Source organism: Streptosporangium lutulentum (genome assembly GCF_030811455.1).
Classification (GTDB): domain Bacteria; phylum Actinomycetota; class Actinomycetes; order Streptosporangiales; family Streptosporangiaceae; genus Streptosporangium; species Streptosporangium lutulentum.
Genome location: NZ_JAUSQU010000001.1, coordinates 10,048,427 through 10,074,953 on the forward strand (window position 1 = coordinate 10,048,427; position 26,527 = coordinate 10,074,953).

Below are 26,527 nucleotides of genomic sequence, written 5' to 3' on the forward strand. Positions count from 1 at the left end.
CGGAAATCATGGCAACCACCGGTCCGGCAGTGCTCACCGTCAACGCGGGGTCATCGAGCCTCCAGCTCCATCTCGTCCGGGACGGGCTGGTCCTGGAGGCCGAGCACAGCGAGCGGAGCCCCGATCCGGAGGCGGCCGGGCAGGCCGTCGCCGCCTTCCTCGGCAAGGCTCCGGAATGCGACGTCGCGGCGGTCGGCCATCGCCTCGTGCACGGTGGCGAGGCCGTGCGGAGACCGACGGTCGTCGACGACGACGTGCTGGTCGCGGTGCGTGAGTACGAGGACCTCGCCCCACTGCACGTACCGCCCGCGCTCGCGCTCGTCGACGCCGCGCGCGGGCGGCTGCCCGGCGTCCCGCACGTGCTCTGCCCGGACACCGCCTTCCACGCGGACCTGCCCGAGAGCGCCGCGACCTACGCGCTGCCGCCGGAGTGGAGGAGCCGGTACGGCCTGCGCCGCTACGGATTTCACGGGCTGTCCTACACCTGGGCGCTGGGGCGGGCGGCGGAGCTCCTGGAGCGGCCCGCCTCCTCCCTGCAGGTCGTCCTCACCCATCTCGGCGGGGGCTCCTCGGTGTGCGCGGTCCGTCAGGGCCGCAGCATGGACACCTCGATGGGGTTCACCCCGCTGGAGGGGGTGCCGATGAGCAAACGATCGGGCAGCGTGGACCCCGGCATGATGCTGTGGCTGCTGTCGGGCTCCCGGCTCTCGATCGAGGAGCTGCGCGACGGGCTGGAGCGCAGGTCGGGGCTGCTCGGGCTGTCGGACGGCAGATCGGGCGACACGAGGGAGCTGGTGGCCGCCGGGGACCCCGCCTCCGCGCTGGCGCTGGAGGTGTTCGTCCACCGGGTGAGCCGGGAGATCGCCGCCGCCGCGACGAGCCTGGGACGGCTGGACGCGCTGGTGTTCACCGGGGAGATCGGCTGGGACCAGCCGGAGGTTCGTGACGCCGTCTGCCGCAGGCTCGCGCTTCTCGGTGTCGAGCCCCCCGCTCGCGCCGATCTCGACGCCGACGGGACGATCAGCGCGCCGGGTGCGATCGTCCCCGTGCTGGCCGTACGGCCGCGTGAGGAGCTGCAGCTCGCCGTCGACACCCTCGGTGCGCTCGGCCGCCCTGCCGGAGACCTGGAGAGGAGCCGGAGGTGACGGTCGCGCCGCTGTGAACGCCGCCCGGATGGAGCCCCCGGATCCCGCGCCGAGGTGGGGGGAAGGGGGGAGGCCGCCTTTCACGGACGGTGGTCGTGAAGACGGCGGATTCGTCCTACGAGGCCGACATCCGGGTTCCGTTCATGGGAACCCCGTTCGTGGGCCTGGGCGTGGCCGGCCGTCGTACCGCCTTCTTGATGGCGGCCGCCGCGCTGTTCTCAACCGCGCTGTTCTCAACCGCGCTGTTCTTAACCGCGCTGTTCTTCACCGAGGAGTTCTCCAGGCATGCCGGATTGATGCGGCCGCCGTGCTCGTCGTGGTGATCGGCGTCGGCGTCGTCGAACCACACACCGCCGTCGGCCAGGTAGCGGAAGCGGATGGGCTGCTGCGACGAGACGGTGAGACTCACCTGGTACGTGCCGTTGTTCATACGCTCCATCGGATGGGCATAGGGGTCCCAGTTGTTGAAGTCACCGACCAGGGAAATCCCACCGATGGACTTGTCGTTCGGTACGACAAAGGTGAGTTTGACCTGCCCGTTTTTCATGGGCTTGCCACGCTTGATCACTGAAGTCCTCCTGACATCACTGCCTCCATGGATAGCTCGCCGTGATCTTGTTAACGGAAAGACGTGAAGATCACGTCAACTGCCCGAATCGCGCCCTCCATGACGGGTCGCGATCGGGAGGCCGACGTTCAGTCACGGCCGAGCCGTCGATCCACCTGGATCGTTACCGTCCGCTACGGGAGGACAACCCGGGCAAACCAACTTTTGATCAGTATTACGTCCGACCTTGACCAGGTCATGATCGTTGGCGGGTTCGGGGGGTGTGGCGGGAACTTTCCCCGGAAGTGTGACAAGGTCGGCCGCGTGGTCGCCGTCCGCCAAAATGGTGGGGTGGACGTACGGCCGATCTCCCCGTCGCTGCTGGTCGAGGAACTCGCCGACCGGATAGCCTCCGCGCCCCGTGAGTCCTGGGTGCGGGTCGCGCTCGACGGCGCGCCGGCGGCGCGGCCGGGCGAGCTCGCGGACGCGCTGGCGGGCCCGCTCCGCCTCCGCGGCCGGGAGGTTCTCCGGGTGTCCTCCACCGACTTCCTGCGCCCGGCGTCGCTGCGTTTCGAGCACGGCCGGACCGATCCGGACGCCTTCTACACGGACTGGCTCGATGCCGGGGCTCTGACGCGTGAGGTGCTGGGGCCGCTCGAACCGGGCCGGTCGGGAAAGGTCCTGCCCACGCTGTGGGACAGCGTCGTCGACAGAGCCACCCGCGCGCCCTACGTCACCCTGCCCGAGGGCGGGGTGCTGCTGCTGGACGGGGCCCTGCTGCTCGGTCAGGGACTGCCGTTCGACCTGGCCGTGCACCTGTCGCTCTCATCCGGCGCGCTCGCCCGGCGGACCGCCGAGGAATGGCGGTGGACGTTGCCCGCCTACACGCGATACGAGGAGGAGGCCGCACCGGCGAGCGTCGCCGACGTGGTCGTCAGGGTCGACGACCCGAGACATCCGGCGGTGGTCACCCGGCGATGAGCGCGCGGCGCCGACCGGCCGGGAGCCGGGGATGGGAAGGGGGCCCCGCCGAAAGACGGGACGCGCCCCCCGGACGCGTCCCGTCCCCGAATGTTCGGCCGTCGTGCTCACACTCCGGCGCGTGACGGCATCCTGCCCTCGTTGTAGGACTCGCTGAGCTTCTCCTGCTCCATGGGCCGCTGGTCCATGTGGGTCTCCTCGATCCGCAGCGCGACCCCGATCGCGAAGAAGGTCGGCGCCCATTCGCCGACGAAGATCCCCCAGCGGTCCGCCCGATCCGTCCCGGCGTTCTCGGCCGCCTGGGAGGTCAGCCACGATGCGACCGACAGGCCGATCGACGCGATTCCGGCCATGTACATGACGTTCGAACTCACGCCCATCTTGTGAAGCATGCTGATCATTTTGTCCCCCTGGTGATGGTTCGTTCTTATCGTTACCCCATGCTCTGGTGTGTAACCGAAAGTGATGAACCGCAGGTGGTGGCGTGGCGTTCCGATGGAAGGCGCCGGTGACGGCCTGACCGCTCCTATTCGAGGCGTTTGAGTAACTCATCCCGCCAGCTCTCCAGCTCGGCGACACGCTCCTCCTGCTCGTCGGCCAGGTTGATCATCATTGCCCGCTCGGTGGCGTCCGTCGGGCCGAGGTCGCCGACCTGGTCGCGGAGCTCGGCGGCTTCGGCGCGAAGTCGCGCCAGGTCCTCCTCGACCTGCCGGAGTTCTTCCTGAGTGCTCATCCGGGGTCAATACCCCTGTCTCCGGGCCCGACTCCACGCGTCCGGCTCCTTGAAGGAACCGAACCGGCCCGGCCGGTGTAACTTCCGCATGAGACGAATCCCGCCACTCCTGGCGATCATCGTTCCCCTGCTGGTGATGGCTCTCGCGGCGCCGGCGCGGGCCGGCGGCTGGGCGATCACCTCCATGGACCCGGTCCCGGCCGGAATACGCCCCGGCACGACCTACACGCTCGGCTTCTGGCTGCTTCAGCACGGTACGCACCCCTACGACGGGACCGACCTGGGGGAGGTCGGGCTGAGGTTCACCGACGGGAAGAAGACCCTCATGTTCCCCGGCGTGCCGTTGAAGGAACCGGCCCACTACGCCGCGGCAGTCTCCCTGCCGGCGGGCACCTGGCAGGTGGAGGGCGTCCAGGGATGGTTCTCGCCCTACAAGGTCGGCACCCTCGCCGTGCCGGGGAACCTGACGCTCGCCCCCGTTCCCGAAGACCTCAGGCGGGCGATCGCCGCACAGGCCCCGCAGGACCACTGGGGCGAGATCCGCCCGCCCGGCATCCCACGCGGCGACGCCGTCCCCCTGCCCGACACCTCCCGGCCCGCCGCCGCCTCGCCCGCGCCCGCCGCGAAGGCGCTCGACGGCGTGACCACGGTCGCGGTCGTGGAGCCGGACTTCCGGTGGCGCACACCGCACACGCTGGTGGCGCTCCTGGGGCTCGCCGCCCTCACGGTCGTGGCCTACCGGCTGCGGCGGCGCTGAGCAGGCGCCCGGTCCCGCCCGGAGAGCCGGCGGGGTCCGGGGGGGAGTCCCGGCGCTGAACCCGGCACGCCGGCAGTGCGTATCTCCGCCTGAACGCGAGCTCAGAGGAGAACCATGAACGACGTCACGGCCTCCGTGAGGACTCTCAGCCTCCCCGCCGCCCCAGCGTGCCCGCCGTGGTGCGAGCGCGAGCACCCCACCACCTACGTCACCCACACGGCCGATGTCGCCGAGCTGGAGAACGCCGACGGATCCACCGTGGTGATCACACTCTCCCAGCACCTCCAGCCGGGCTACGTGGGGGAGCGGGTCGTGCGGGTCTACACCTGCGTGGGCGAGGAGGCCACCATCGCCGACCTGCCACCGCACTCCGCCGAGGCCCTCGGGCGCTCGATCGCCGCCTTCTCCCCGGACGGGTCCATGCGCGCGTACGGCCTGGCCCTGCGGAGGGCCGCCGCCCGCCTGCTCCTTCCCTCCCCGGCCCGGCCCCGGGCCGGGGAGGGCGCGCCCGCGTCCCGGCCGGGCGAGAACCCCGGCCCCGCTCCCACCGGGTCGCACTCGCAGGAGAGGCTGTTCCGGATAGCGTTCCTGTCCGGTTACCTCAACGCGGCGAGGACCCCGCCGATCCTGGACGGAGGCGTCGTCGAACACCGGCTCGGCCAGGTGCTGTCGCCGAGGGAGACGGGGGAGCTCCGCGACATCGTGCGCGGCATGCTGACGCGCCGGGCGGCCGCGGGAGTGTCCGGCGACGACGGATGGGCGGTGAACCGATGAGGGCCGCCGTCCGTACCTCGAGGATGTCGACACATTCACGCCAGGCCGGTGTCGCGAGGAACGTCCGGGCGATCGCCGCGACGGCCCTCGCCCTCTCGCTCTCCCTCGCCTGCAGCGGAGACCCGGCCACCGGCGAACCCCGGGCCGCGGGCGAGGCGATCCCGGCGGCCGTGCCGTCCGGCCCGCCGCCCACCGTCGAGGAGCTGGCGGGCAGGGTGGACTGCGAGCCCGACATCCAGGTCGACGCCGTCGACATGCGTCAGGGGTACTGCGAGACCTCCGTCGGCCGGTTCTTCGTGACGACCTTCGTCACGCAGAGCGGCAAGGACCAGTGGATGGACACGGCGCCGGAGTACAACCCCCACCTCGTCGGCAACCTCTGGACGGTGCTCGCGAGCCGGAAGGTGCTGGACGAGCTCCGCGAGGAGCTCGGCGGCGACCTGCACCTGACCGACCACAGAGTGACCCCGGCCCCGGCCGTGACCCCGGCCGGGTGACGGCCGCCGGTCGGCGTGCCCGCTACCAGGTGACCGGGATGCGGGTGAACCCTCCGGAGAGCGACGCCTCGCGCTCCACCAGCTCCCCGGCGGGGACGGCGAGGGCCAGGGTGGGAAAGCGGCGGAACAGGCCGGTGAACACCGACCGCAGCTCCACCCTGGCCAGACTCGCCCCGATGCAGTACCGGGCCGCGTAGCCGAACGAGAGCTGCGGGTCGCCGAGGGGACGGCCGATGTCGAAACGGTCGGGTTCGGGGAAGACCCGCTCGTCGCGGTTGGCCGACATCGTGACGATGACCACCGCCTCGCCGCGCCTGATCGTCACGCCGCCGATGGTCACGTCCTCGTGGGCGTACCGGGGCAGGCCGTGGTTGCCCGGCGCGGCCATCCGCAGGATCTCCTCCACCGCCCCGTCCGTCAGCGACGGGTCGGCGATCAGGGCGTCGCGCTGCGAGGGGTTGGAGAGCATCAGCAGCACGCCGTAGTCGATCCGGTTGACCGTCGTCTCGTGACCGGCGAACAGCAGTCCCGCCGCGAGCGAGGAGATCTCGTCGTCGGACGCGTCCATGGTGGCCAGGTCGGAGAACACGTCGTCGGCCGGGTTCGCCCGCTTGCCGATCAGGATCTCGCGGGTGTAGCCGGTCAGCTCGGCCTTCGCCGCCCCGGCCCGCCGCCGATCGCTCAGGTCCGTCATCGCGTCGGCCAGCTTCCTGAAGTATCTGCGGTCGCCGTACGGCACGCCGAGGAGCTCGCAGATCACCAGCACGGGCAGCGGCAGGGAGAGCTCCTCCCGCAGGTCCACCGGGGGCGGCAGCTCCGCCATGCGGTCGAGCAGGCCGTCGACGAGCTCCTGGACGTGGGGCCCGAGGGCGCTCATCCGGCGGGCGGAGAAGGCCGGGACGAGCATCCGGCGCATCCGATCGTGTTCGGCCTTCTCGGTCTCGATGGCGCCGCTCGGACCGCCGATCAGCACCGAGTCGGAGATGCGCGCGGCCCTGTCCGGATCGGGGGACGAACGGCCGAGACGCGGATCGGCGAAGGCCTGCCTGGCCTCCTCGTAGCCGGAGACCAGCCAGGCGAGGTCGCCCGCCTGGGTGCGAACCCGGGTCACCGGCCGGGTGGTCCGCAGCGTCCGGTACATCTCCGGCACCTCAAGCGGGTCCTCCCGCTCGAAGGGCAGTCTCGGCAGGCCGGTGGGATCGATGTGACCGGTGTGATCGGCGAGGCGGTCGTCCATGGCCGGAGACACCTCCTGGGGCTCGACGTCACGTGCACCTTCGAACGTGCCACCCGTGGGAGCGTTCGGCAAGGTGCCACGACCACAGGCTCTCACCTGCGCGTTCGTCCGTGCGGAGGGTGTGGGGGCGCGCGGTCGGCGCCGCGGGGAAGGAGGCTCGCGCGGCCGGGCCCGGGGAGGCGCCCGGCGCGTCCGGCCTCACGGCCTCGCAGGGAGGCGAGACCGGCCGTCCGGGGCGCGGCCCGAACAGGCGGGGCGGCGCGTGCCGTAAATCATTCTTGGTCTTGACTATTCCGTGGGATTAATGATTACACTCCGAAGCCATGCGGATTCGGAGCGAGACGTCACCGTCGGGGTCGCGCGCCGGAGACGCCGGGTCCGGATCCCCTGTCCGGGCGTGGTCGCGGCGGACGAGCCGGTGCGTCGGGCGCTCCACTCCCCGGGGGCGGGTTCCCCTACTCTTCGTGGCCGTCGCACGACGTTCCGCTTGCCAGTGCTTCCGGAAGGGCAGATCGTCCCTGTCGTAGATCCCGAGGTGCTCACGATCAGCCGACCACTTCTCACCCACCGCATTCGACCAGGGGGAACCACTGATGGGACGCGTAATACTGGCAGCTCCGCGTGGATACTGCGCGGGCGTCGAACGGGCCGTCGTCACCGTGGAGGAGGCACTGCGGCGGTACGGCCCGCCGGTGTACGTCCGTAAGCAGATCGTGCACAACACCTTCGTGGTGGGAGATCTCACCCGGCGCGGCGCGGTGTTCGTCGACGAGCTCGACGAGGTACCCGACGACGCGCTCGTCATCTTCTCCGCCCACGGCGTCTCCCCGGCGGTCAAGGAGCAGGCCCGGGAGCGCGGGCTGCGCACCATCGACGCGACCTGCCCGCTGGTCACCAAGGTCCACAAGGAGGCCGTACGGTTCGCCGAGGTGGGATACGAGATCGTCCTCATCGGCCACGCCGAGCACGAGGAGGTGGAGGGCACCATCGGTGAGGCCCCCGACCACATGCACCTCGTCGACCCCGGGCGCCCCGACGACCTCCAGTTGCCGAAGGGCACGCCGGTGGGCTGGCTCTCCCAGACCACCCTGTCGGTCGACGAGACCATGACCGCAGTCAGGCGCCTTCGCGAGCGCTTCCCGGACCTGGTCGACCCGCCGAGCGACGACATCTGCTACGCCAGCCAGAACCGGCAGGAGGCCGTCGCCAGGATCGCCCCGCACTGCGATCTCGTCGTCGTGGTCGGGTCCTCCAACTCCTCCAACTCGCAGAGGCTGGTCGAGGTCGCCCTGGGAGCGGGAGCCCGCACCTCCTACCTGGTGGATCAGGCCGGCGACGCCGACGAACGCTGGCTCGACGGCGTGGAGACGGTCGGCGTCAGCTCCGGGGCCTCCGTCCCCGAACACCTGGTCGCGGAGCTGCTGGACTGGCTCGCGGAGCGGGGCTACACCGACACGGAGTCGGTGACGCTGACCGAGGAGACCCTGACGTTCTCCCTGCCCCAAGAGCTCCGGTAGCGGGGCCGGCGGTTCCCGGATCCTCGGGTTTTCCCGGTTTCCCGCGGCCCCCGCGGCTCCCGTGGATGAGACGGGCGGTGTCCGGCGTGACGGAACCGGCCGCCCCGCACGACCGGAGGCGGCCGCGTCCCCGCCCGGATGCCGCGCGACCTGGCGACGACCATCAAGCAAGGAAGGAAGGACATGCAACAACCCTTCGAGCTCCCCGACTTCTATCTGCCGTATCCCGCCAGGCTGAATCCCCATCTGGAGACCGCCCGCGAGCACACCAGGGGCTGGGCCCACGACATGGGCATGCTCGACCCCGACCTCGGCGTCTGGGACGAGCGGAAGCTGGAGGCCATGGACTACGGCCTGATGTGCGCCTACACCCACCCCGACGCCGACGCCCCCGAGCTCGACCTCATCACCGACTGGTACGTGTGGGTGTTCTTCTTCGACGACCACTTCCTGGAGATCTTCAAACGCAGCGGTGACCTGGCCGGGGGCAGGAAGTATCTCGACAGGCTGGCGGCGTTCATGCCGGTGCACCCCACCGGTCCCCCTCCCGCCCCGGAGAATCCGGTGGAGCGCGGCCTGGCCGACCTGTGGGCCCGCACGATCCCCGCCATGTCCGAGGCGTGGCGGATCCGGTTCGTCGAAAGCACCACGAACCTCCTCAACGAGTCCCTGTGGGAGCTCGCCAACATCAACGAGGGCCGGATCTCCAACCCGATCGAGTACATCGAGATGCGGCGCAAGGTCGGCGGAGCCCCCTGGTCCGCCAACCTGGTCGAGCACGCCGTGGGCGCCGAGGTGCCCGCCCGCATCGCCGGCACCCGGCCCATGCGCGTGCTGAGCGACACCTTCTCCGACGCGGTGCACCTGCGGAACGACCTCTTCTCCTACCAGCGGGAGGTCGAGGAAGAGGGCGAGCTCAGCAACGGCGTGCTGGTCTTCGAGCGCTTCCTCGGCTACGACACCCAGCGGGCCGCCGACGCCGTCAACGACCTGATCACCTCCCGGCTGCACCAGTTCGAGAACACCGCCCTCACCGAGCTGCCCCCGCTCTTCGAGGAGCACGGCCTGGATCTGAAGGCCCGCCTGGACGCCTTCGCGTACGTCAAGGGACTCCAGGACTGGCAGTCGGGCGGCCACGAGTGGCACATGCGCTCCAGCCGTTACATGAACGGGGGCGCGGAGACCGCACCGTCCCCGTGGAACGTTCCCGGCCTCGGCGGTCCCACGGGACTGGGCACCTCGGCGGCGCGCGTCAGGCTGGCGCCCGGGGTGACGGGCCCGGGGGGCGTCAGGAGCTTCACCCACGTCCCGTACGAGCAGGTGGGGCCGGTGCCGCTGCCCGAGTTCCACATGCCGTTCCCCGCCCGGATGAATCCCCGCGTGGACACCGCGCGCCGCAACACCGCGAAATGGGTGCGCGAGATGGGGATGTTCGAACCGCTGCCGGGCTTTCCCGGGTTGGTCATCTGGAACGAGCACAAGCTCGACTCCTATGACTTCGCCGTCTGCGCCGGGGCGCTCGACCCGGACGCGCCCGGCCCCCAGCTCGACCTGTCGACGTGCTGGCTCGCCTGGGGGACCTACGCCGACGACTACTTCCCGGTGGTCTTCGGGCCCCGCCGCGACATGATCGGCGCCAAGGCGCAGAACGGGCGGCTGTCGGCGTTCATGCCGCTGGATCTCGGTGCCACCCCGCCGCCGGCGAACCCGCTGGAACGCGGACTGGCCGACCTGTGGTCCCGTACGGCGTCCTCGATGCCGATGGCGGCGCGGGGCCGGTTCCGCCAGGCCGTCGAGGACATGACGGAGAGCTGGCTGTGGGAGCTCGCCAACCACATCCAGAACCGCATTCCCGACCCGATCGACTACATCGAGATGCGTCGCAAGACCTTCGGCTCGGACCTCACGATGAGCCTGTCGCGGCTGGCCCACGACGAGACGGTGCCGCCGGAGATCTACCGGACGAGCACGATGCGCGGGCTGGACAACTCGGCCGCCGACTACGCCTGCCTGACCAACGACATCTTCTCCTACCAGAAGGAGATCCAGTTCGAAGGCGAGCTCCACAACTGCGTTCTGGTCGTCCAGAACTTCCTGAACTGCGATCTGCGGCAGGCCGTCGACATCGTCAACGACCTGATGACGTCCCGGATACGCCAGTTCCAGCACATCGTCGACACCGAGCTTCCCGTCCTTTTCACGAACTTCGATCTGGATGAAAGCGCTCAGGAGGTGCTGAATGGATATGTGGGAGAGCTCCAGGACTGGATGGCCGGCATTCTGCTGTGGCACAGGGAGAGCCGGCGCTACGACGAATCCGAGCTGAGCTATCCGCCCACGACGGCGCGGCCGGTGAACGGCCCCACCGGGCTGGGGACCGCGGCCGCGCACCTCGGATCGTTTCTCCGCGCCGGAGCTCCGGCGCCGGGAGCGGAGGCGCCCGTGACGCGGGGGGCGACGGCGCCCGCGATCTAGGCTTCTCTCGCGAGAAGCTCCTTGAGCGAGTCGTCGATGAATTTCGTGTCCACCGGATTGAGGCCGCCCCCGGCGAAGTGACCCCACGCGCCGGGGATGACCCTCAGCTCGGCCCCGGGCAGGTGGGCGACCTCCCACTCGTTGTCCTCGGGTGGGAAGTAGAGGTCCTGGCGCGCCGGCATGACGATCGCCGGCGCGCTGATCGAGGCGAGGGCCTCCTCGACGCCGCCGAAACCCGGAGTCGCGCCCAGGTCGGCGTTCTGCCAGGTCCACAGCATGGCGAGCAGGTTGTTCGCGTCGCGCTTGATGAACAATCCCTCCCAGAAGCCGACGAGGAAGTCGTCGAGGGAGCCGTAGCCGAGCGGCTCGTCTTCGTAGATCTTCTCCCGGTAGAACTGCTGGGAGAAGCCCCAGCCCGCGTAGACGCGGGACATCGCCCGAAGCCCGATCCACGGCTGCTCGTCGTACCAGCCGTTGTTCCACCCCGCGTCGGCGGTGATCGCGGCCTTGACGCCTTCGAGGAAGACGATGTTGTGAAGGCTGGTCTTCGCCGCGCCGCAGAAGGGAAGGATCCGCCGGACCGCCTCCGGGTGGCTGACCGCCCACTGGTAGGTCTGCCCGGCCCCCATCGACCAGCCCGTGACGAGCTCCAGGCGCTCGATGCCGAACCGTTCGGTGACCAGGCGGTGCTGCAGCTCGACGTTGTCGTACATCGTCACCCGCGGGAACCGGGCCCGGTCTTGGGGCGGAGGGGTGTTGCTCGGGGACGAGGAGAGCCCGTTGCCGAGCATGTTCGGGATGATGATGAAGTATCGCGACGGGTCGAGCGCCATGCCCTCCCCGATGAGCCATTCGTTGTCGTGGTGCTGACCCGAGTACCACGTCGGATAGACGATCGCGTTGCTCCTGGCGGCGTTGAGTTCACCGTAGGTCTTGTACGCCAGCTTGGCGTCGCGCAACGTGGCGCCGTGTCGCAGCCGGACATCGCCCAGGTCGAAGATCTCGTAATCCATCGGGGCCCCCTTGTCGGCCATCGGTCTCGACCGTCTGATTCCTCCCCTCGCTCCACATTAGGTCTCGCCGCCGGACGGGAACGGGGCCGCCTCGGCCTCGGCCGGGCGGGGTTCCTCGCGTCATCATGATCCAAGCTCCGATCCGGCGAGCGTAAAGGACCTGCGAATTGTCGGTGGGACAGGGAAGAATGATCCCATCATGGTTATCTCCCCCTCTCTCCCGTTCACTGCCACGACGTCCCCGAGCGGCGACATCGTGATCTTCTACGTCGGCACCGAGCCCCGCATGACCCCGGAGCAGGCGCTCGCGTTCGCCGACCAGCTCCGCGACCTCGCGGCCGGAACGCTGCGCCCCAGCATGGCCGGGGAGCTGGTCGGCGCCCACGGGTGCTGACCGGGAATCACCGGTCCTCGATCGTCACCGGCCCTCGCGCCTGGTGAAACGGCTCGGCGCCCGTCCGCGGGACGGGGCGCCGAGCCGTTTGATCTCCAAAGGGGTGTGAGGCCGGCCCGCATATACTTTGAAGCTTGACGAGTGCCCGAGTGCCCGCCGGGGGCCGGGCCGGTGACGACCACGGACGGGAAGTGGTGCCTGTTCGGCGACAGGGCAGGCCGCGCGCCGTAGAGGAGACCCTCCGGCGAAAGAGTGATTTCCCGCTCCGGCGCTTACCGGCGTTCGGGATGGAGGGACGACGATGACGAGTTCCGTTGCCGACCTGAGGCTCCATTACCGTGATCATGCCGGCCTGGTGCTGCTGCTGATGGCGGCGTGGGGGTTCGGCAACCTCTACGAGGCCGTGACGGTCATTCCGTGGCTGGCCACCCTGCCTCCCGGCTCGGCGGCGGGACAACTGGAGATCGGCAGCCCGCTGTTCTACTTCCTCCCGATCGCCGTCTGCCTTCTCGTGCTCGCCTGGGCCCTGGTGATCCGCCTGGTCCGCGGCGGCGCCGACCGCGTCATGCCCGGCTCGGTACGGTCGGCCGGGACGGCCGCCGTGCTGGTCACCCTGGCCGGGGTCACCACGGTGATGCTGGTCACCACCGTCAACCCGGCCTTCCACGACACCACCGCGACCGTGGACGCCGTCCAGACGACCCTGCTGATCTGGGAGATCGGCAACGCGTTACGGATGACGCTCATGGCCAGCGCCGCCGTGTGCCTGCTGGCCTGGCGGATCAGGCTGGCCGACGTCGCGGCGGTCCAGGCCGGACCTTCGCGGGTCGACGGGCAGGGCGACCGCTAGGTTCGCCGTGTCGAGTTTCCGGCCGGCCTGGTGGGCTCGGCCTTCTCGTGAGCCGGGCATGACGGCGATCGATCGCCCGCGCGCCGGCGCGGACGGGGCGTCACTTCGGGTGAGGCCTGAGCGAGGTCATGGGGCAGGCGGGTCGGGATCGATCCCGGGGGTTCACCGCCGGGCGGGTATCCAGCCCCGGTCGGCGGCGAGGTAGCCGGCCTGGAACCGGCTCCGGGCGTCGAGGCGCTCCATCAGCTCGGCGGTGATGCGCCGCAGGGTGCGCACGGAGATGTCGAGCTTGCGGGCGACGGCCTCGTCGGTGTGGCCCGTCGACAGCAGGCGCAGCACCTCGCGTTCCTGGCCGCTCAGCCCGCGCTCGTCGCGCCGCGGCTCCTCGCCGAACGCGTCGGCCCTCTCCCAGGTCTGCTCGAACAGCGCCGTCAGCGCGGTGACGATGCCCGCGCCGTGGAGCAGCACCGCGCCGACGCTGCTGTCGCCCGGGTCGATCGGGAGCAGCGCCGCCTCCCAGTCGAAGATGATCATCCTGGTCGGAAGGGTGGGGGTCGCGCGCACCTGGCCGCCGAGCTCGGTGAGCCAGGTCGCGTAGGTCGCGATCGACTGGTCGTTGCGAGCGCTGGCGAGATAGACGATGCGGATCTCCACGCCGTTTTCGAGCAGGGTCCGGTCGAGCGGCCTGCTCGCGTCGATGTTCGCCAGCGTCTGGGCGCCCTGAGGGTCGAACACCCGCAGTTCGTTCCGGCAGCGCAGGGCCAGTTCCTCGATCCGGGTGCGGACGGTGTCGATGCCCAGCAAGGTCTCGGCGCCCTCGCCGGGCTGGGCGGGGTTCAGGTCGGCATAGGTCGCGATCATCTGGGCGATGATCGCCCGGCTCCGCTCGATCTCCTGCTGCCGGTGCAGAAGCGCCGTCTCCTCCCGGGCGAGCAGCGCGGACAGCCCGACCTCGGGACGCACCAGGCGGAACACGCGGGGGTCCTCCCAGGAAGGCCGCAGCAGTGACAACCTCGCCAGCTCGTCGAGCGCGTCACGGACCCGGCGAACCGGCCAGCCCAGTTCCTCACTCAACTGGTTCACCCCGTGGGAGGGGTTCTCCAGAATGGCGCGGTAGACGGTTTCCCCGGCGGACCCAAGGCCAAGTAGCGAAAGCACGGCCCCTCCCAACGTCAAACACGAGCGTGACGCGACCGAGGTGAGCCGATCCCCCAGGGGTCGCATCACGAAGGTAGAGGAATGAAATTATGGCGAGGTTATGAAAACGCCGGACAGGTGGTCGCCGGCGACCGGACGGGGTGATTCTCACCCCGTCCGCGGCGTTTCTCGCCGGCCGGTGTGAGGCGGTTCTCCGCCCTGGCAGTCTCCTGCAATGCAGGTGCCTGCCAGCGGGAATCCCTGGTGAATCCGACGCCGGGTGGTCACCGTCGATTCATGTATCTCATCACCGCTCGCCTGCGGGCCCCCGGGGGCGACGACCGCAGGCCGCCGCCCGCGACACGGATGCGGGCGTGCGAACTTCGCGACCTCGTCCTGGCCCTGGCGGCCCCCGCCGACCGGATCGAACACGTCTATGGAGCGGCGAGCCCCGCCGGAGTCGACCTCGGCGTCTTTGTCCTCCAGCCCACGTTCGACGACGCCGAGTCCGTCGTGGACCGGTTGTGCAGGCGCTGTGTCGAGGTGACCCCCCGGCTCGCGGGCTGGTCCCTGGACGGCTGCGGCGCCGGCCTGGCCCCCGGGATCGCCGACGCCGTCCTGCTCTCCGAGGCGCCTGGCAGTGTCCTGCCATTGCAAGCTGCTGCCAGTCGCCGGGACTTACCGGAGAACTGATCTCCCGGAAAGAATCCGAGGGACCGGACAGCGCGTCATGAATGTCCGGGAAACGCGCCGAACCGCGAACGGATGACATAGCCGATCCGTTGCCGGCGGAATGCAAAGGAAGAAGAGGCGACCACAGTGAACAACCAGGACGTCGAATTCATTTCGGAGAGCCGGCACCACATCGAGAACGGTGGATGATCACATGATGCTCGCCGCGGCACCTGTCGCCGTCATTCCCGCCCACCACCTCATGACCTTCCTCCTCCAGCTCGGTCTGCTCCTCGGCCTGGCGACCGTCCTCGGGCGGCTCGCCGCCCGGTTCGGGCTGCCGGCGCTTCTCGGCGAGCTGTCCGCGGGCATCCTGATCGGGCCGTCGCTGCTGGCGCACGCCGCGCCGGACCTCTTCGCCTGGCTGCTGCCCCAGGACGCGGCCCGATTCCACCTGATCGACGCCGTCGGCCAGCTCGGCGTCCTGCTCCTGGTCGGCCTGGCCGGTATGCACCTCGACGCCGGCTTCCTCCGGCGGCAGGGCAGGGCGGCGGCCTGGATCAGCGGCGCGGGACTGATCATTCCGCTCGTCCTCGGCGTCGGGATCGGGTTCATGGTTCCCGCGGAGCTGATCGCCGACGGTGTCGACCCCACGGTCTTCGCTCTCTTCATGGGAGTCGCCCTGTGCGTCAGCGCCATCCCGGTGATCGCCAAGATCCTCACGGAGATGCGCCTCCTCCACCGGAACATCGGCCAGCTCATCCTGAGCACCGCCGTGATCGACGACGTGGTGGGCTGGCTCCTGCTGTCAGTGGTCTCCGCGCTCGCCACCGCCGGAGCCCGCACCGGCCAGGCGGTGATGACCTCGATCGCGCTGCTCGTGGCGTTCGTCCTGGTCGCTCTGCTCCTGGGCCGCAGGGCGGTCGCCGTCGTGCTGCGCGTGGCCGATCGCGGCCAGGGGAACAACACGACGATCGCCGCGGTGACGGTCATGTTCCTGCTCTCCGCCGCGGTGACCCACGCGATGGGGTTCGAGGCCATCCTCGGCGCCTTCGTCTGCGGAGCGCTCATCGGATCGTCCCCCGACCTCAAGGTGGCCAAGCTGGTACCGCTGCAGACGTTCGTCGCCGCCGTACTGGCACCGATCTTCTTCGCGACGGCGGGCCTGCGGATGGACCTCACCGAACTGGCCAACCCCGTCGTCCTCGTGGCGGGAATCGTGGTCCTCGTCGTCGCCATCGCGGGCAAGTTCGCCGGCGCCTACATCGGCGCCCGCATCGCGCGGCGCAGCCGGTGGGAGGCGCTCGCCCTGGGAGCGGGCCTCAACTCCCGGGGCGTCATCGAGGTGATCATCGCCATGGTCGGGCTCAGGCTCGGCGTGCTCACCACCGCGTCCTACACGGTGATCGTGCTGGTCGCGGTCGTGACCTCGATGATGGCGCCGCCCCTGCTCCGCTTCGCGGCCTCCCGTATCGCCCCCACCGGGGAGGAGGCCGTCCGCGAGGAGTTCTTCGACGCCCTGGAGAACTCCGACAGGGAGCTGATGGCGACCGCCAGGGAGACACGACCGTGACAGCGGACCACCCACGGTCACCGCGACGCGCTCCTGACGGGTTCCGGCGCGGTGACCAGGTTGAGCGCGGGACGGACGCCGCGGCGCGCGGCGAATCCCGCGACGGACGCGACGAGGAACACCAGCACGCCGTACACCACGGCGGGGATCGCCATCTGCGGGTTGTTCAGCAGGGCGGGGCTCATCGCGACGGCGATGGCGAGCGTGCTGTTGTGGATGCCTATCTCCATGCACGAGGCGAGAGCCTGGCGGGGGGCCACTCCGGCCAGGCGCGGCAGCCAGTAACCGACGCCGAGACTGACGACGCTGAAGACCAGGCAGATCATGCCGACGGTGCCGACGTAACCCGAGAGGTTGGCCGCCTCGGCGGCGACCGCGACGCCGATCACCGTCACCAGCGTGATCACCGAGAGGACCTTGACCGGGCGGTTCATCCGGTCGGCGAAGGCGGCGGCCCTGACCTTGATCAGCATGCCGAGCACGGCGGGGATCAGCACGACGGCGAAGACCTGGACGATCTTGTCGAACTGCAGCCCCAGCGCACCCGCGTCGGCGTAGAAGTAGGCCATGGAGAGGTTGGTGACGATGGGGAGCGTGAAGACGGCGGTCACGGAGTTGATCGCGGTCAGCGTGACGTTGAGCGCGACGTCTCCGCCGAAGAGGTGACTGTAGAGGTTGGCCGTCGGCCCGCCGGGCGAGGCGGCCAGCAGCATCATGCCGACGGCCAGCGCGGGGGGCAGATCGAAGGCCAGGACGAGTCCGAAACAGACGACGGGCAGCAGGAGCGCCTGGCAGGCGATGGCGACGAGGACGGCCCGGGGGTGGACCGCCACCCGGCGGAAGTCGGCCGCGGTCAGGCCCAGGCCCAGACCGAACATGATGACGGCGAGAGCCGCGGGCAGCAGTACTCCGGTGACGGTGGGGCTCATGGTTGGCCCTGCCTTTCTGACGGGGGGGTCGAGCCGGTCGCCCCGGCCGGCCGTCCGCCTTCGCCCGGCCGGAGCGGAAGGGCCGGCCGGGCGAAGGCGGGAGGGTCACTCCTCGCCGAGATCGAGACGGACGATCCAGCGGTGTCGCCGGTCGCTCTTGGCCGAGGTCTTGAGAAGGCGGCGGAATCCGGCCCGCTCGAACATGCCGATGGTCCCGACGTAGGCGAGGGAGGGGTTGACCCGCCCGCCCTCGGGGTCGACGGGGTAGCCCTCGATGGCCGGTGCGCCGTACTTGCGGGCGTGCTCCACGGCACCCAGCAGGAGGGCCTCGGCGACGCCGCGGCGCCGGTGGGAGGCCCGGACGACGAAGCACACCACCGACCACACCGGGACGTCGTCGACCGGGGGAATGGTGCGCGAGCCGGTCAGGCGGTCCATCGCCGAGCGGGGTCCCACGTTGCACCAGCCGGCCACCTCGCCGTCCACGTAGGCCAGCAGTCCGGGCGGAGGGTCGCCGTCGACCAGGGCGCGCATGACGTCCCCCCGCTCGTCGGCGGTCCTGCTGTTGTACTCGGACGTGGTCAGGCGCCAGGCCAAGCACCAGCACGTCTGCCTGTTCTCGGTGGGGCACAGGACGGTGCGGAGATCGGCCCAGCGCTGCGCGGTTGCCGGGTGAATTTCGACGGGCATATCGTGGATCCGTTTCTGTGGGAGGCTGAACCATGAGTTTCTCTGGTTTCTCCCACGAGACCTTCGATTTTTACAGGAATCTGACGGCGGACAATTCCAAGGAATTCTGGAAGCGGAACAGGGAAATCTACGATCGGGCGGTCAGGACGCCGATGGAGGAGCTCGCCGGGGAGCTGTCCGGGGAATTCGGCGAGGTGCAGGTGCTGCGTCCCCAGCGCGATTCGCGATTCTCCAACGACAAATCGCCTTATAAGACCTATCAGGGCGCCTATCTCGACATCGAGCCCTGTCTGGGCTACTGGGTTCAGATCGACGCCTCAGGCCTGTACGCCTCCGGCCGCTTCTACCCCTACGACCCCGCGGAGGTCGTCCGCTATCGGGAGGCGGTAGACGCCGAGGGAAGCGGGACGGAACTGGCCGAGCTGGTGACGAGGCTGCGTGAGGAGGGGTTCGAGGTCGGGGGAGAGCGGCTCAAGACGCGTCCCCGGGGTGTGCCGGCGGACCATCCCCGGCTCGATCTGCTCCGGCACAGGAAGCTGGACGTCGGCCTGACGCTCGCCGCCGGCCCGTCGCTCGGGTCGCCGGAGCCGCTCGACCGGGTCCGCTCGATCTGGCGCGAGGTGCGTCCCCTGCTCCGCTGGGTGTCGCAGCACGTCCGGGCGCCGGACCGAGCCTGATCGGGGAGCCGCTCACGCCATCCGCGTCCACGCGGACTCCCCGTCGAGAAAGGCCAGCAGGAGCGGCCACCGGCGGCGGGGTGTCACGAGCCGGGTGGGGCCGGCGCCGTACCGCCGGGACGCGGGTCCGTGGGAGACCGGTTTCCCACCGGACAGGCCCGCGGCCGTGGTGATGGTGATCAGCAGTTTCAGCAGTGGGTTCGCCGCGTCGGCGACGGTTCCGGCGGTGCTCTTCATGAAAAGTCCTTCTCGTGGGGCGGGACGATCTCAGAAGGCCGAGGACGGGCCGGCCAGCGCCGGGACGAGCGGCCGGTTCCTTCGGCGGGTCAGGGAGGCGAGAATCCGCTCGGTGCGCTCCGCGGGCTCGGCGTCGAGGTCCTTGCTGAGACGGCGGCGGCACAGCTCGTACCAGTCCCTGGCTCTGCCCAGCTCACCCAGCTCGCCGTGGATCATCATCAGCGTCTGGTAGGTGTCCTCGTGGTAGGGGTCGAGGGCGATGATGCGCCGGCACCAGTGCATGGCCGCCGCCCAGTCCTCGCGCTCCAGGGAGTCGGCGCGCAGCACCGCCAGCGCCCGAAGCGCGAGGCCCTGCGCCCACTGGCGCTGCTCGTTGATCCAGTCACCGGTCTCGCTGGCCAGGAAGTCGCCGGTGTAGAGGTCGGCGGTGGTCTGGAACCATTCGAGGGCGCGCTGGTGGTCCTTGAGGGCCCAGGCGTCCCGTGCCCTCTGGAAGGCCCGCTCGAACTCCTCCAGATCGACCCAGGCGTTCTGCGCCTGCAGCATGTATCCGTGGTCCTGATGGATCAGCCGGAACCCGTCGTCTCTGTCGTACGTTCCCAGGACGCGGCGTACGGCGTGAACCGCCACCTTGAGGGAGCTGGAGCTCCGGTCGTCGCTGTCGGGCCAGAGCACCTCGTGGAGCCGGTCGCGGTGGATCAACCGATCACGGTTGACCAGGAGATATTGGAAGAGTGCCCTGGCCTTACCCGCGCGCCAGTGGGCCACCGGCCGGCCGTTGATCTCCAGACGGAAGTTGCCCAGGCAGTGGACCGTCACGGCAGGCGTGGAATCCGTGAGCATGGGGGCCGTCCTTTCAATGGGACGCGGAGGGCCGCCGAGGCACTCCGAACCCGCTTGTCGGGTCTGACCTGAACGCTATGGAACCTTGAATGCCCTGATCAAGGGCGCTGCCCGCAAGGTGCAAGGGGGCTACGACTTTAGTTGTAGCCGGGTGCACACCTCGCGCTATATACGGGTGGCGATCGCCCGGAAACGATGAACGGGTCGATACAGCCGGACATTGAGGCATTCCAATGACGCAGCCGATGTACAAGGTCAACACAGGGATTCGACCGACGAGCGTGATCAACGGCCGGACGGTACGACTGGCCTGGATCGAGGCTCGACCCGCGGTACAGGTGATCTTCCAGCTCCGACTGCTCGCCGGCGCGCTCATCGGCGCCGGAGCCCTGGCCGACGTCTCGTGGAAGGTGATGGCGGTGGGAGCGGTCACCTGGCTCCTGCTGACCTGGTCGGCCTACCTGCTCAACGGCGCCGCCGACGTCGTCGAGGACGAGTCCAACGGCTCCACCCGCCCGATCGCCCGGGGCGACCTCGCCGCGATCACCGGGGGGCGGCTCGCCATCCTGCTCGCCGCCGTCGGGCTGACGCTGTCCGTGGCGGTGTCGGAGAGGTTCTTCCTCCTCGCGCTCCTCCTCCTTGTCCTCAGCTGGGCCTACTCGACCGGTCCCGCTCCCCTGAAGAACACCGTGGCGGGGGTGCAGGTGGCCGTCGTGGGCGCGGGGCTCGTCACCTACCTGGCGGGCATCAACGCGGCCGGCGTCCCCCTCGCCGACACCGTGCTGGTGTTCGCGGTCGCGATGTCGGCCTGGATGGGCATCGGCGGGCTCGCGAAGGACCTGTCCGACGTCGCGGGAGACCGGGCCGCGGGGCGGCACACCCTGCCGCTGCTGTGGGGTGAGCGCCGGGCCAAGCTGGCCATCGCGACCGCCGCGACGGCGGTGGGCGCGGCCTTCTTCCTCGCCGCGCTGACCGTCGCGCCCGGTCTCCTGTTCGTCGCGGGCCTGGTCCTCACCGGAAGCGTCGTCCTCGCCGTCGTCGCGCTCGGCCGGTGGAGCAAGGGAGACCGCGTGGCGCAGCGCCGGCCGTACCGTATCTTCATGATCACCCAGTACTCGGGGCACCTGAGCGTCCTGTCGGAGCTCGTGATCCGGTAGGTCGCGCAGACGTCGAGGGCGGGGCCGGATATATCCGGCCCCGCCCTCGACGTCTGCGCGACCGGGCCCCGGGGCGTTCGTGACGGCGGTTTCGGCGGTACGCGGACACGGTTCCTCCCCGGGGGAGGACACGCGGACATGGTTCCTCCCGGGGGAGACCACATGGACGGGCGAGAGGGCGCGCATGCGAACGGCCACCGCGTGCTCGTCCGGTGTCGGGTGGACAGCTGGGGAGCACGCGGTGGCCGTGGGCGCGGTACCGTCATCGGGCTGTTACGAGAGAACCGGCTCCTGTTCCTCGCTCAGGTCCATGACGAGCTCGGCCGCCTCCACCGCCGTCGCCCCGTGTACCGGGACGGAGGAGATGGCGGCGGCGAGATCCGCCGGGACGGGGTTGTCGAACACCTGCCGGAGCGGCACCTCGACGCCGAGCAGCTCCCTCAGGGCGTACGCCAGGCGGGTGCCGCTGAGGGAGTCGCCGCCGAGCCGCAGGAAGTTGCCGGTGCGCTCGACCGGCTCGCAGCCCAGCACGTCGCCCATCAGCACGCCGATGACACGCTCGAGTGCGGTCCCGGGCACCTCGGCGTCCTCCGCGGGAGCCGTCCGGTCCGCCTGCGTCGTCTGTTCCGGCCCCGGCTTCGCGGAGACGGCCGGGCCGACGCCTCCGGCCCGCTCGATGAGCGTAAGCCGGTCGATCTTGCCGTTGCGGGTCAGGGGCAGCGTGTCGAGCACCTCGACCTTGGCCGGGACCATGTACGAGGGCAGCAGCTCCCGGAGACGGGTGCGCAGCTCGCGCGGGTCGGGACCGTCCTGCCCGACGACAAAGGCGTGCAGCCGGCGCACCCCCCACCCGCTGCGCGGCGCCACGACGACGGCCGCCTCGACCGAGGGCTGGTCCCGCAGGACCGTCTCGATCTCCCCCAGCTCGATCCGGTATCCCTGGATCTTCACCTGGTGGTCCTCGCGGCCCAGGATCTCGATGTTCCCGTCCGGGAGGTAACGCCCGAGGTCTCCGGTCAGGTACGCGCGGCCGCCCTCGGGGAGCGTCACGAACTGCGCCGCGGTCCGGTCGGGGTCGTCGAAGTAGCCGTGGGCCAGACCGACGTCGCTCACCACCGCCATCTGCCCGGGCGCCCAGATCGGGCGCGGCCGCAGCTCGTCGTCCACGATGTGGTAGCGCTGGTTGGTGATCGGCTTGCCGTACGGAATGCTCGGCCAGGACGGGTCGACCTCCCCGACGGGTGAGAACACCGACCAGCAGATCGTCTCCGTTGGCCCGCCCGAGCCCACGAACGTCAACGCGTCCGCCTGCGCGCGCAGACGGCCGGGAAGGGTGAGCGGGATCCAGTCGCCGGACAGCACGGCCAGGCGCAGCGTGGCGAGGGGGCGGTCGTCCCGGATCTCGGCCTGTCCGACGAGCATCTCCATGATCGCCGGGACGGAGTTCCAGAGCGTCACGCTCTCCTCCCGCACCCGGTCGGTCCACCGGTCGGGCTGGGCACGCTCGAACGGGTCGGGCAGCACGACGGTGCCGCCTGCGGCCGGCACGCCGAACACGTCGTAGATCGACGCGTCGAAGTGCAGCCCCGAGATGCCGAACAGGCGGTCGTCCGGGCCGACGCCGAACCGGGCGTTGACATCGGTGATCAGGTTCACCACGCCGAGGTGGTCCACCATCACGCCCTTGGGCTCGCCCGTCGACCCGGAGGTGAAGATGACGTAGGCGAGGTCGGTCGGGCGCTGGACGGAGGGGAGCGGGCCGTCGTCACCGGTCTCGAACTCCTCGTCGACCCGGTGCAGGACCACGCCGTCAGGCCAGGTCAGCCGCTCGGCCAGGCGCGACTGGGTCAGCACGTGGCGGACGTGCCCGCGCTCGATCAGGTGGGCCAGGCGCTCGGGTGGCACGGTGGCGTCGATCGGAAGGTAGGCCGCGCCCGAGGTGAGCACGCCGTACACGGCGGCGTACTGCTCCCAGCCCTTCTCCATGACGATCGCGACGAGATCGTTCGCGCGCACCCGGTCGCGCCGCAGGCGGCGGCCGATGCGGTGCGCGTAGCTCGACAGCTCGCCGTAGGTGAGCCGCCGCCGGCCGTCGACGACCGCCTCCGCGTCCGGCCGCTCGGCGGCCCGGGCGATGACGATCTCGTGCAGCAGCGTGTCGGGGACGGGGCCGTCGGTCGCGTTCACCTCGTCGAGGATCGCGCGGTCGGCCTCGGGGACCACGTCCGGGCGCGTCTCCCGCCAGGCCGCCTCCTCGGTGGTCAGCCGCTCCAGCAGGGCGACCAGGGCGCCGGACATCGACGCGCACAGACCCCGTGGGAACGCCGTCCCTTCGGCCTCCCAGCGCAGGTACAGTCCCCCGTTCTCCTCGCGGAAGCCCAGGTCGAGCAGCGCGGGCTCCGGCACCTGCCCGGCCTCCAGCGCGCCGACGACCACCGGCGGGCCGCCGGTCTCGGTGAACGGCGCGGCGCCGGCCACGGCGCGGGCGATCGCCTGGTCGAGCTTGGCCGCCCGGACGCCGAACCGGTCGTCGGTGCGTGAGGCGACCACCGGAACGAGCCCCGTTCCGGGCGAGCGGTAGGCCAGGGTGAAGTGCGGGCTCTTGGACCAGCCCCGCAGCACCTCGGCGAACGCCGCCACCAGCAGGGCCTGCGGGCGGGCACCGTGAACACGGGCGGCCTCGGCCAGCGCTTCCCAACGGTCGGGAGACAGCCGGTGCTCGTGCCGCTCGGCCGGGCCGGGCGAACGCGGACCCACCGCGGTGGGGAGATCCGGCGAAGACGGGAGCGCCAGTTGATCCGGCTCCTCGTACAGAGCGGTCATGGAGTCCTCCATTCGAATGACGTTGGCGCCGCGAATCTAAAGAAGGGGGGTTATGTAAGGGAAAGTCCTGACATTTCTCATGACTCATAGTTGGTGTCATAACTGGGTGATAACCCATCTCGCCTACGCTCGCCAAAATCCACACGGCCCTACCCCAACCGGAAAGAGGACGCTGGCATGGCAAAGGCATCCCTCGGCCGACACGCCGATTTCAATCGGCTGTGGGCCGGGCAGACGATCAGTAATTTCGGTGACAAGATCTCACTGCTGGCCCTTCCGACCATCGCGATCGTCACACTCGGGGGCGGTCCGATCGAGGTCGGCGTACTGGGAACCCTGCGGTTCCTCCCCTTCCTCCTTCTCGCCCCCCTCGCGGGGCTGGTCGCCGACCGGATCTCAAGACGGTCCATCATGATCGCCGCTGATCTCGGACGCTTCCTGGCGCTCGCGACCATCCCGCTCGCCTTCATGTTCGACGCGGTCACGCTCACCCATCTCTACATCGTGGCCGCGGTCGTCGGTGTGCTCACGACGTTCTTCGAGGTCTCCTACCAGTCCTGGCTGCCACAGCTCATCGGCACCGAGAACCTGGTCGAGGGCAACACCAAGCTGCAGATCAGCCGGAGCCTCGCCGAGGCCCTCGGCGCGGGCGCGGGCGGCGCGCTCATGCAGGTCCTGGGCGCTGCCAGGGCCGTCACGGTCGACGCGTTCACCTTCCTCGTCTCGCTGACAGCGCTGCTGCTCATCCGGCAGCGCGATGTCCGCGAGCGGGTCGAGGGCCAGAAGGCGTCAGCGGCGGCCGACATGAAGGAGGGCCTGCGCACGCTGTTCGGCACCCCGGTCCTGCGGAGCCTGTTCACCTCCAACGTCGTGGTCAACTTCGGCGCGGCCATCGGTGACGCGCTGATCCTGGTGTACGCCTACAACGTGCTGGGCCTCAGCCCCGGTCAGGTCGGCATCGCCTGGGCCGTCATGGCCGTCTTCGTCATCGTCGGAGCGGTCCTGTCCGAGCAGGTCGCCAAGGTCTTCACCCTCGGCCGGACGCTGGTCCTCGTCGCGGTCGTCCTCGGCGCGGGCTACATCCTGGTCCCGTCGGCCGGCGCGATCGGCGGGTTCGCCGGCCTCCTCGTCATCCAGGCGGTCCTCGGGTTCGTCAGCCCGATCTTCGACATCCACGTGCTCAGCCTGGTGCAGGGCGTCACGCCGAACGAGCAGATGGGCCGCGTCGGCGGCACCGCGCTCGCCGCGGTCTACGGCGCGCTGTCCATCGGCTACGCGGTCGGCGGCGTGCTCGGCGAGGCCATCGGCCTGACCGCCGGACTCATCCTGGCCGGTGCGATCATCGCTCTCGGCGGGCTCCTGCTGCTCTTCGGGCCTGTGATCGCGATTCGCGAGCAACCCTCGGGGGAGTCGCCGGAGGAGACCCCGGCGGACGGCTCCGAGACCCCGGCGGACGACTCCGAGCGCCCGGCGGCGACGATCGCGGGATGACGGCCGTGGCGGCGACGCGCCGTCGCGTGACACGAACAAGCTGAGGCGGACCCGATCGTCGGGGTCCGCCTCAGTCCTTTTTCACCGGACATTCAGGGCGGATGCCCCATCCTTCAGGGCGGGGAGGACGTCAGGTCCAGAAGCGTGCGACGTCCGCCGTCTCGGCGGCGACCCCGGCCTGGATCTCGGGTGGGAGCGGCTCGAACGGCGTGACCTCGACGGCCGACCGCCGTCTGGTCCAGGTGGCGACCGCACGCCCTTCCGCCAGCACGGTCGGGCGGATCTGGCCGCCTCCGGGCCACACGCGTCTTTCGTGAGAGGCGGGCACCGACAGGGCGCGTGTCCGGTAGCCCACGAGATAGTTGTCGTAGGAGGGGAGCAGCCGCACGTCGGGTGCCTCCTCCCGCGCCGGCTCCGCCAGGCGGGCCGGGGGCAGTGCGTACGCGCCGCCCTCGATCTCGACGGTGACGACGTCCTTGAGGGCGCGCCACCCGTTCCGGGCCAGTGGCACGGGCAGGCCCGACCACGAGGCGAAGTCCTCGGCCGAGGCCGGGGCGTACGCGGCGAGATACCGGCGGGCCAGCTCGGCGACGGCCTCCTGGGCCGGGCGGCCGGGATCGCCGGCCGGCACCCAGTCGTCGAGGGTCACGAACGTCGCCTCGTCCTCGCGGGCCGGACCGTGGCAGATCCGCCCTCGCAGCGCGGCGCGGCGGATGAGGTGGAAGGGCGCCTGGCCGGACGGCTCCACCCCGATGCCCGCCAGCCGGGTCGTGAGGTCGGCGCGGGTGAGCGGACCCTCCGTGGACACGGCTTCGGTGATCAGGTCCTCGGCGCGGTCCTGGAGCCGTTCGTCCAGGCCGAGCTCGGCGTATCGGCGGCGGCTCGCCGCCAGGAAGATCGGTCCGAGGAGTCCGAGCAGCCATCTGACGTCGTGGGCCGCCACCGTGTGCAGCGTGCCGCGCATGAACCATCCGCGCACGACCGCGCGGTCGGCGTCGAACGCGCGGGAGACGTCGCGCCTGGTGATCCCCGTACCGCGGACCCGGAGGCCGAGGGCCGCCGCGCCGGTGTCCTGGGCCTGTATCGCGAAGACGCGCTCGATGACCGCGGTCACACCGTCGTCTCGGACGCCGCCGGCCAATCCCTGCGCCCGGGCACGTAACAATCGGGCCCGCTCGGGGGTGATGATCGGCATGAGACTTCACCCTAGTGGGACCCGCCGAGATCAACCAGATCATTTATGATCATGTAGGGTTTTTACTTCCTGCATGTGTCTGTTTTCGGCATTGTTTCGAACGTTCGAGACGACCACTTGCCCGGCCTAGAGAAATTTCGTACTATTTGGCTTTTAAGTGACATTTGACGTTGAATGAAATTG

The 26,527-nt window shown here is 70.1% G+C and carries 26 protein-coding genes; 14 read left to right on the forward strand and 12 right to left on the reverse strand.

Annotated elements, in window-relative coordinates; translation table 11 throughout:
- The first annotated feature begins 8 nt into the window (after positions 1 to 8).
- On the forward strand, positions 9 to 1,145 hold the full coding sequence (locus J2853_RS45180) for an acetate/propionate family kinase (RefSeq protein WP_307568127.1): 1,137 nt from the start codon (positions 9 to 11) through the stop codon (positions 1,143 to 1,145).
- A gap of 115 nt (positions 1,146 to 1,260) precedes the next feature.
- On the opposite strand, the gene J2853_RS45185 is transcribed toward J2853_RS45180, so the two are convergent.
- Positions 1,261 to 1,713: an isoamylase early set domain-containing protein gene (locus J2853_RS45185; RefSeq protein ID WP_307568129.1), complete on the reverse strand. Its 453-nt coding sequence runs from the start codon at positions 1,711 to 1,713 to the stop codon at positions 1,261 to 1,263.
- 330 nt (positions 1,714 to 2,043) lie between these two features.
- On the opposite strand from J2853_RS45185, the gene J2853_RS45190 reads away from it, so the two are divergent.
- The gene (locus J2853_RS45190; protein ID WP_307568130.1) at positions 2,044 to 2,673 is read left to right on the forward strand and encodes a nucleoside/nucleotide kinase family protein; all 630 of its coding nucleotides are present in this window, start codon (positions 2,044 to 2,046) and stop codon (positions 2,671 to 2,673) included.
- A gap of 107 nt (positions 2,674 to 2,780) precedes the next feature.
- Here the strand turns inward: J2853_RS45190 and J2853_RS45195 are convergent, their stop codons facing one another.
- Together J2853_RS45195 and J2853_RS45200 are read right to left on the reverse strand one after the other, a co-directional pair.
- Positions 2,781 to 3,065 carry a hypothetical protein gene (locus J2853_RS45195; RefSeq protein WP_307568132.1) on the reverse strand — a complete coding sequence of 95 codons (285 nt, stop codon included), beginning with the start codon at positions 3,063 to 3,065 and terminating at the stop codon, positions 2,781 to 2,783.
- A gap of 134 nt (positions 3,066 to 3,199) precedes the next feature.
- Positions 3,200 to 3,406, reverse strand: coding sequence for a hypothetical protein (locus J2853_RS45200; protein WP_307568134.1), 207 nt, complete (start codon positions 3,404 to 3,406; stop codon positions 3,200 to 3,202).
- Positions 3,407 to 3,494: 88 nt separating this feature from the next.
- On the opposite strand from J2853_RS45200, the gene J2853_RS45205 reads away from it, so the two are divergent.
- The 3 genes from J2853_RS45205 to J2853_RS45215 all read left to right on the forward strand — a co-directional run bounded on the left by J2853_RS45205 (position 3,495) and on the right by J2853_RS45215 (position 5,434).
- The gene (locus tag J2853_RS45205; RefSeq protein WP_307568135.1) at positions 3,495 to 4,163 is read left to right on the forward strand and encodes a cupredoxin domain-containing protein; all 669 of its coding nucleotides are present in this window, start codon (positions 3,495 to 3,497) and stop codon (positions 4,161 to 4,163) included.
- A gap of 114 nt (positions 4,164 to 4,277) precedes the next feature.
- A complete protein-coding gene (locus J2853_RS45210; RefSeq protein WP_307568137.1) occupies positions 4,278 to 4,937 on the forward strand; it encodes a hypothetical protein in 660 nt (219 codons plus the stop codon).
- Between the two features lie 23 nt (positions 4,938 to 4,960).
- A complete protein-coding gene (locus tag J2853_RS45215; RefSeq protein ID WP_307568138.1) occupies positions 4,961 to 5,434 on the forward strand; it encodes a hypothetical protein in 474 nt (157 codons plus the stop codon).
- A gap of 22 nt (positions 5,435 to 5,456) precedes the next feature.
- Here the strand turns inward: J2853_RS45215 and J2853_RS45220 are convergent, their stop codons facing one another.
- A complete protein-coding gene (locus J2853_RS45220) occupies positions 5,457 to 6,671 on the reverse strand; it encodes a cytochrome P450 (RefSeq protein ID WP_307568139.1) in 1,215 nt (404 codons plus the stop codon).
- A gap of 593 nt (positions 6,672 to 7,264) precedes the next feature.
- Here J2853_RS45220 and J2853_RS45225 point away from each other — a divergent pair.
- Positions 7,265 to 8,188, forward strand: a complete 924-nt coding sequence (locus tag J2853_RS45225; RefSeq protein ID WP_307568140.1) for a 4-hydroxy-3-methylbut-2-enyl diphosphate reductase — start codon at positions 7,265 to 7,267, stop codon at positions 8,186 to 8,188.
- A 183-nt stretch (positions 8,189 to 8,371) separates the two neighbouring features.
- Entirely contained in the window at positions 8,372 to 10,663 is a 2,292-nt protein-coding gene (locus J2853_RS45230; RefSeq protein ID WP_307568141.1) for a family 2 encapsulin nanocompartment cargo protein terpene cyclase, read from the forward strand.
- On the opposite strand, the gene J2853_RS45235 is transcribed toward J2853_RS45230, so the two are convergent.
- Positions 10,660 to 11,676: an alpha/beta fold hydrolase gene (locus J2853_RS45235; RefSeq protein ID WP_307568143.1), complete on the reverse strand. Its 1,017-nt coding sequence runs from the start codon at positions 11,674 to 11,676 to the stop codon at positions 10,660 to 10,662. The genes J2853_RS45230 and J2853_RS45235 overlap by 4 nt on opposite strands.
- A 199-nt stretch (positions 11,677 to 11,875) precedes the next feature.
- On the opposite strand from J2853_RS45235, the gene J2853_RS45240 reads away from it, so the two are divergent.
- The gene (locus J2853_RS45240) at positions 11,876 to 12,070 is read left to right on the forward strand and encodes a hypothetical protein (RefSeq protein ID WP_307568144.1); all 195 of its coding nucleotides are present in this window, start codon (positions 11,876 to 11,878) and stop codon (positions 12,068 to 12,070) included.
- Between the two features lie 301 nt (positions 12,071 to 12,371).
- Complete coding sequence (locus J2853_RS45245; protein WP_307568146.1) at positions 12,372 to 12,920, forward strand: hypothetical protein; 549 nt, start codon at positions 12,372 to 12,374, stop codon at positions 12,918 to 12,920.
- A 162-nt stretch (positions 12,921 to 13,082) separates the two neighbouring features.
- On the opposite strand, the gene J2853_RS45250 is transcribed toward J2853_RS45245, so the two are convergent.
- On the reverse strand, positions 13,083 to 14,078 hold the full coding sequence (locus J2853_RS45250) for a helix-turn-helix transcriptional regulator (RefSeq protein ID WP_307568147.1): 996 nt from the start codon (positions 14,076 to 14,078) through the stop codon (positions 13,083 to 13,085).
- Between the two features lie 276 nt (positions 14,079 to 14,354).
- On the opposite strand from J2853_RS45250, the gene J2853_RS45255 reads away from it, so the two are divergent.
- Both J2853_RS45255 and J2853_RS45260 read left to right on the forward strand, forming a co-directional pair.
- Complete coding sequence (locus tag J2853_RS45255) at positions 14,355 to 14,750, forward strand: hypothetical protein (RefSeq protein ID WP_307568148.1); 396 nt, start codon at positions 14,355 to 14,357, stop codon at positions 14,748 to 14,750.
- Between the two features lie 181 nt (positions 14,751 to 14,931).
- Positions 14,932 to 16,302 carry a cation:proton antiporter gene (locus J2853_RS45260; RefSeq protein WP_307568150.1) on the forward strand — a complete coding sequence of 457 codons (1,371 nt, stop codon included), beginning with the start codon at positions 14,932 to 14,934 and terminating at the stop codon, positions 16,300 to 16,302.
- A 17-nt stretch (positions 16,303 to 16,319) separates the two neighbouring features.
- Here J2853_RS45260 and J2853_RS45265 read toward each other — a convergent pair whose 3' ends face one another.
- Both J2853_RS45265 and J2853_RS45270 read right to left on the reverse strand, forming a co-directional pair.
- A complete protein-coding gene (locus tag J2853_RS45265; protein ID WP_307568152.1) occupies positions 16,320 to 17,231 on the reverse strand; it encodes a bile acid:sodium symporter family protein in 912 nt (303 codons plus the stop codon).
- A 105-nt stretch (positions 17,232 to 17,336) separates the two neighbouring features.
- Positions 17,337 to 17,921 carry a GNAT family N-acetyltransferase gene (locus tag J2853_RS45270; protein WP_307568154.1) on the reverse strand — a complete coding sequence of 195 codons (585 nt, stop codon included), beginning with the start codon at positions 17,919 to 17,921 and terminating at the stop codon, positions 17,337 to 17,339.
- A gap of 32 nt (positions 17,922 to 17,953) precedes the next feature.
- Here J2853_RS45270 and J2853_RS45275 point away from each other — a divergent pair, with 32 nt between their 5' ends.
- Entirely contained in the window at positions 17,954 to 18,598 is a 645-nt protein-coding gene (locus tag J2853_RS45275) for a DUF2461 domain-containing protein (protein WP_307568156.1), read from the forward strand.
- 12 nt (positions 18,599 to 18,610) lie between these two features.
- Here the strand turns inward: J2853_RS45275 and J2853_RS45280 are convergent, their stop codons facing one another.
- Entirely contained in the window at positions 18,611 to 18,835 is a 225-nt protein-coding gene (locus tag J2853_RS45280) for a hypothetical protein (protein WP_307568157.1), read from the reverse strand.
- Positions 18,836 to 18,865: 30 nt separating this feature from the next.
- Entirely contained in the window at positions 18,866 to 19,678 is an 813-nt protein-coding gene (locus J2853_RS45285) for an AfsR/SARP family transcriptional regulator (RefSeq protein WP_307568159.1), read from the reverse strand.
- Between the two features lie 233 nt (positions 19,679 to 19,911).
- Between J2853_RS45285 and J2853_RS45290 the strand changes: the two genes are divergently transcribed.
- Positions 19,912 to 20,835: a UbiA family prenyltransferase gene (locus tag J2853_RS45290; RefSeq protein ID WP_307568161.1), complete on the forward strand. Its 924-nt coding sequence runs from the start codon at positions 19,912 to 19,914 to the stop codon at positions 20,833 to 20,835.
- A gap of 273 nt (positions 20,836 to 21,108) precedes the next feature.
- On the opposite strand, the gene J2853_RS45295 is transcribed toward J2853_RS45290, so the two are convergent.
- Positions 21,109 to 23,658, reverse strand: coding sequence for an amino acid adenylation domain-containing protein (locus J2853_RS45295; RefSeq protein WP_307568163.1), 2,550 nt, complete (start codon positions 23,656 to 23,658; stop codon positions 21,109 to 21,111).
- Between the two features lie 177 nt (positions 23,659 to 23,835).
- Between J2853_RS45295 and J2853_RS45300 the strand changes: the two genes are divergently transcribed.
- Entirely contained in the window at positions 23,836 to 25,149 is a 1,314-nt protein-coding gene (locus J2853_RS45300; RefSeq protein WP_307568165.1) for an MFS transporter, read from the forward strand.
- 130 nt (positions 25,150 to 25,279) lie between these two features.
- On the opposite strand, the gene J2853_RS45305 is transcribed toward J2853_RS45300, so the two are convergent.
- Positions 25,280 to 26,344, reverse strand: coding sequence for a winged helix DNA-binding domain-containing protein (locus J2853_RS45305; protein WP_307568167.1), 1,065 nt, complete (start codon positions 26,342 to 26,344; stop codon positions 25,280 to 25,282).
- Between the last annotated feature and the right edge of the window lie 183 nt (positions 26,345 to 26,527).

Coding starts and splice junctions, on each gene's coding strand:
- J2853_RS45180 (WP_307568127.1), top strand. CDS start 9: ATGGCAACCACCGGTCCGGCAGTGCTCACCGTCAACGCGGGGTCATCG.
- J2853_RS45195 (WP_307568132.1), bottom strand. CDS start 3,065: ATGCTTCACAAGATGGGCGTGAGTTCGAACGTCATGTACATGGCCGGA.
- J2853_RS45200 (WP_307568134.1), bottom strand. CDS start 3,406: ATGAGCACTCAGGAAGAACTCCGGCAGGTCGAGGAGGACCTGGCGCGA.
- J2853_RS45205 (WP_307568135.1), top strand. CDS start 3,495: ATGAGACGAATCCCGCCACTCCTGGCGATCATCGTTCCCCTGCTGGTG.
- J2853_RS45210 (WP_307568137.1), top strand. CDS start 4,278: ATGAACGACGTCACGGCCTCCGTGAGGACTCTCAGCCTCCCCGCCGCC.
- J2853_RS45215 (WP_307568138.1), top strand. CDS start 4,961: ATGTCGACACATTCACGCCAGGCCGGTGTCGCGAGGAACGTCCGGGCG.
- J2853_RS45220 (WP_307568139.1), bottom strand. CDS start 6,671: ATGGACGACCGCCTCGCCGATCACACCGGTCACATCGATCCCACCGGC.
- J2853_RS45225 (WP_307568140.1), top strand. CDS start 7,265: ATGGGACGCGTAATACTGGCAGCTCCGCGTGGATACTGCGCGGGCGTC.
- J2853_RS45230 (WP_307568141.1), top strand. CDS start 8,372: ATGCAACAACCCTTCGAGCTCCCCGACTTCTATCTGCCGTATCCCGCC.
- J2853_RS45235 (WP_307568143.1), bottom strand. CDS start 11,676: ATGGATTACGAGATCTTCGACCTGGGCGATGTCCGGCTGCGACACGGC.
- J2853_RS45240 (WP_307568144.1), top strand. CDS start 11,876: ATGGTTATCTCCCCCTCTCTCCCGTTCACTGCCACGACGTCCCCGAGC.
- J2853_RS45245 (WP_307568146.1), top strand. CDS start 12,372: ATGACGAGTTCCGTTGCCGACCTGAGGCTCCATTACCGTGATCATGCC.
- J2853_RS45255 (WP_307568148.1), top strand. CDS start 14,355: ATGTATCTCATCACCGCTCGCCTGCGGGCCCCCGGGGGCGACGACCGC.
- J2853_RS45265 (WP_307568152.1), bottom strand. CDS start 17,231: ATGAGCCCCACCGTCACCGGAGTACTGCTGCCCGCGGCTCTCGCCGTC.
- J2853_RS45270 (WP_307568154.1), bottom strand. CDS start 17,921: ATGCCCGTCGAAATTCACCCGGCAACCGCGCAGCGCTGGGCCGATCTC.
- J2853_RS45275 (WP_307568156.1), top strand. CDS start 17,954: ATGAGTTTCTCTGGTTTCTCCCACGAGACCTTCGATTTTTACAGGAAT.
- J2853_RS45280 (WP_307568157.1), bottom strand. CDS start 18,835: ATGAAGAGCACCGCCGGAACCGTCGCCGACGCGGCGAACCCACTGCTG.
- J2853_RS45285 (WP_307568159.1), bottom strand. CDS start 19,678: ATGCTCACGGATTCCACGCCTGCCGTGACGGTCCACTGCCTGGGCAAC.
- J2853_RS45290 (WP_307568161.1), top strand. CDS start 19,912: ATGACGCAGCCGATGTACAAGGTCAACACAGGGATTCGACCGACGAGC.
- J2853_RS45295 (WP_307568163.1), bottom strand. CDS start 23,658: ATGACCGCTCTGTACGAGGAGCCGGATCAACTGGCGCTCCCGTCTTCG.
- J2853_RS45300 (WP_307568165.1), top strand. CDS start 23,836: ATGGCAAAGGCATCCCTCGGCCGACACGCCGATTTCAATCGGCTGTGG.
- J2853_RS45305 (WP_307568167.1), bottom strand. CDS start 26,344: ATGCCGATCATCACCCCCGAGCGGGCCCGATTGTTACGTGCCCGGGCG.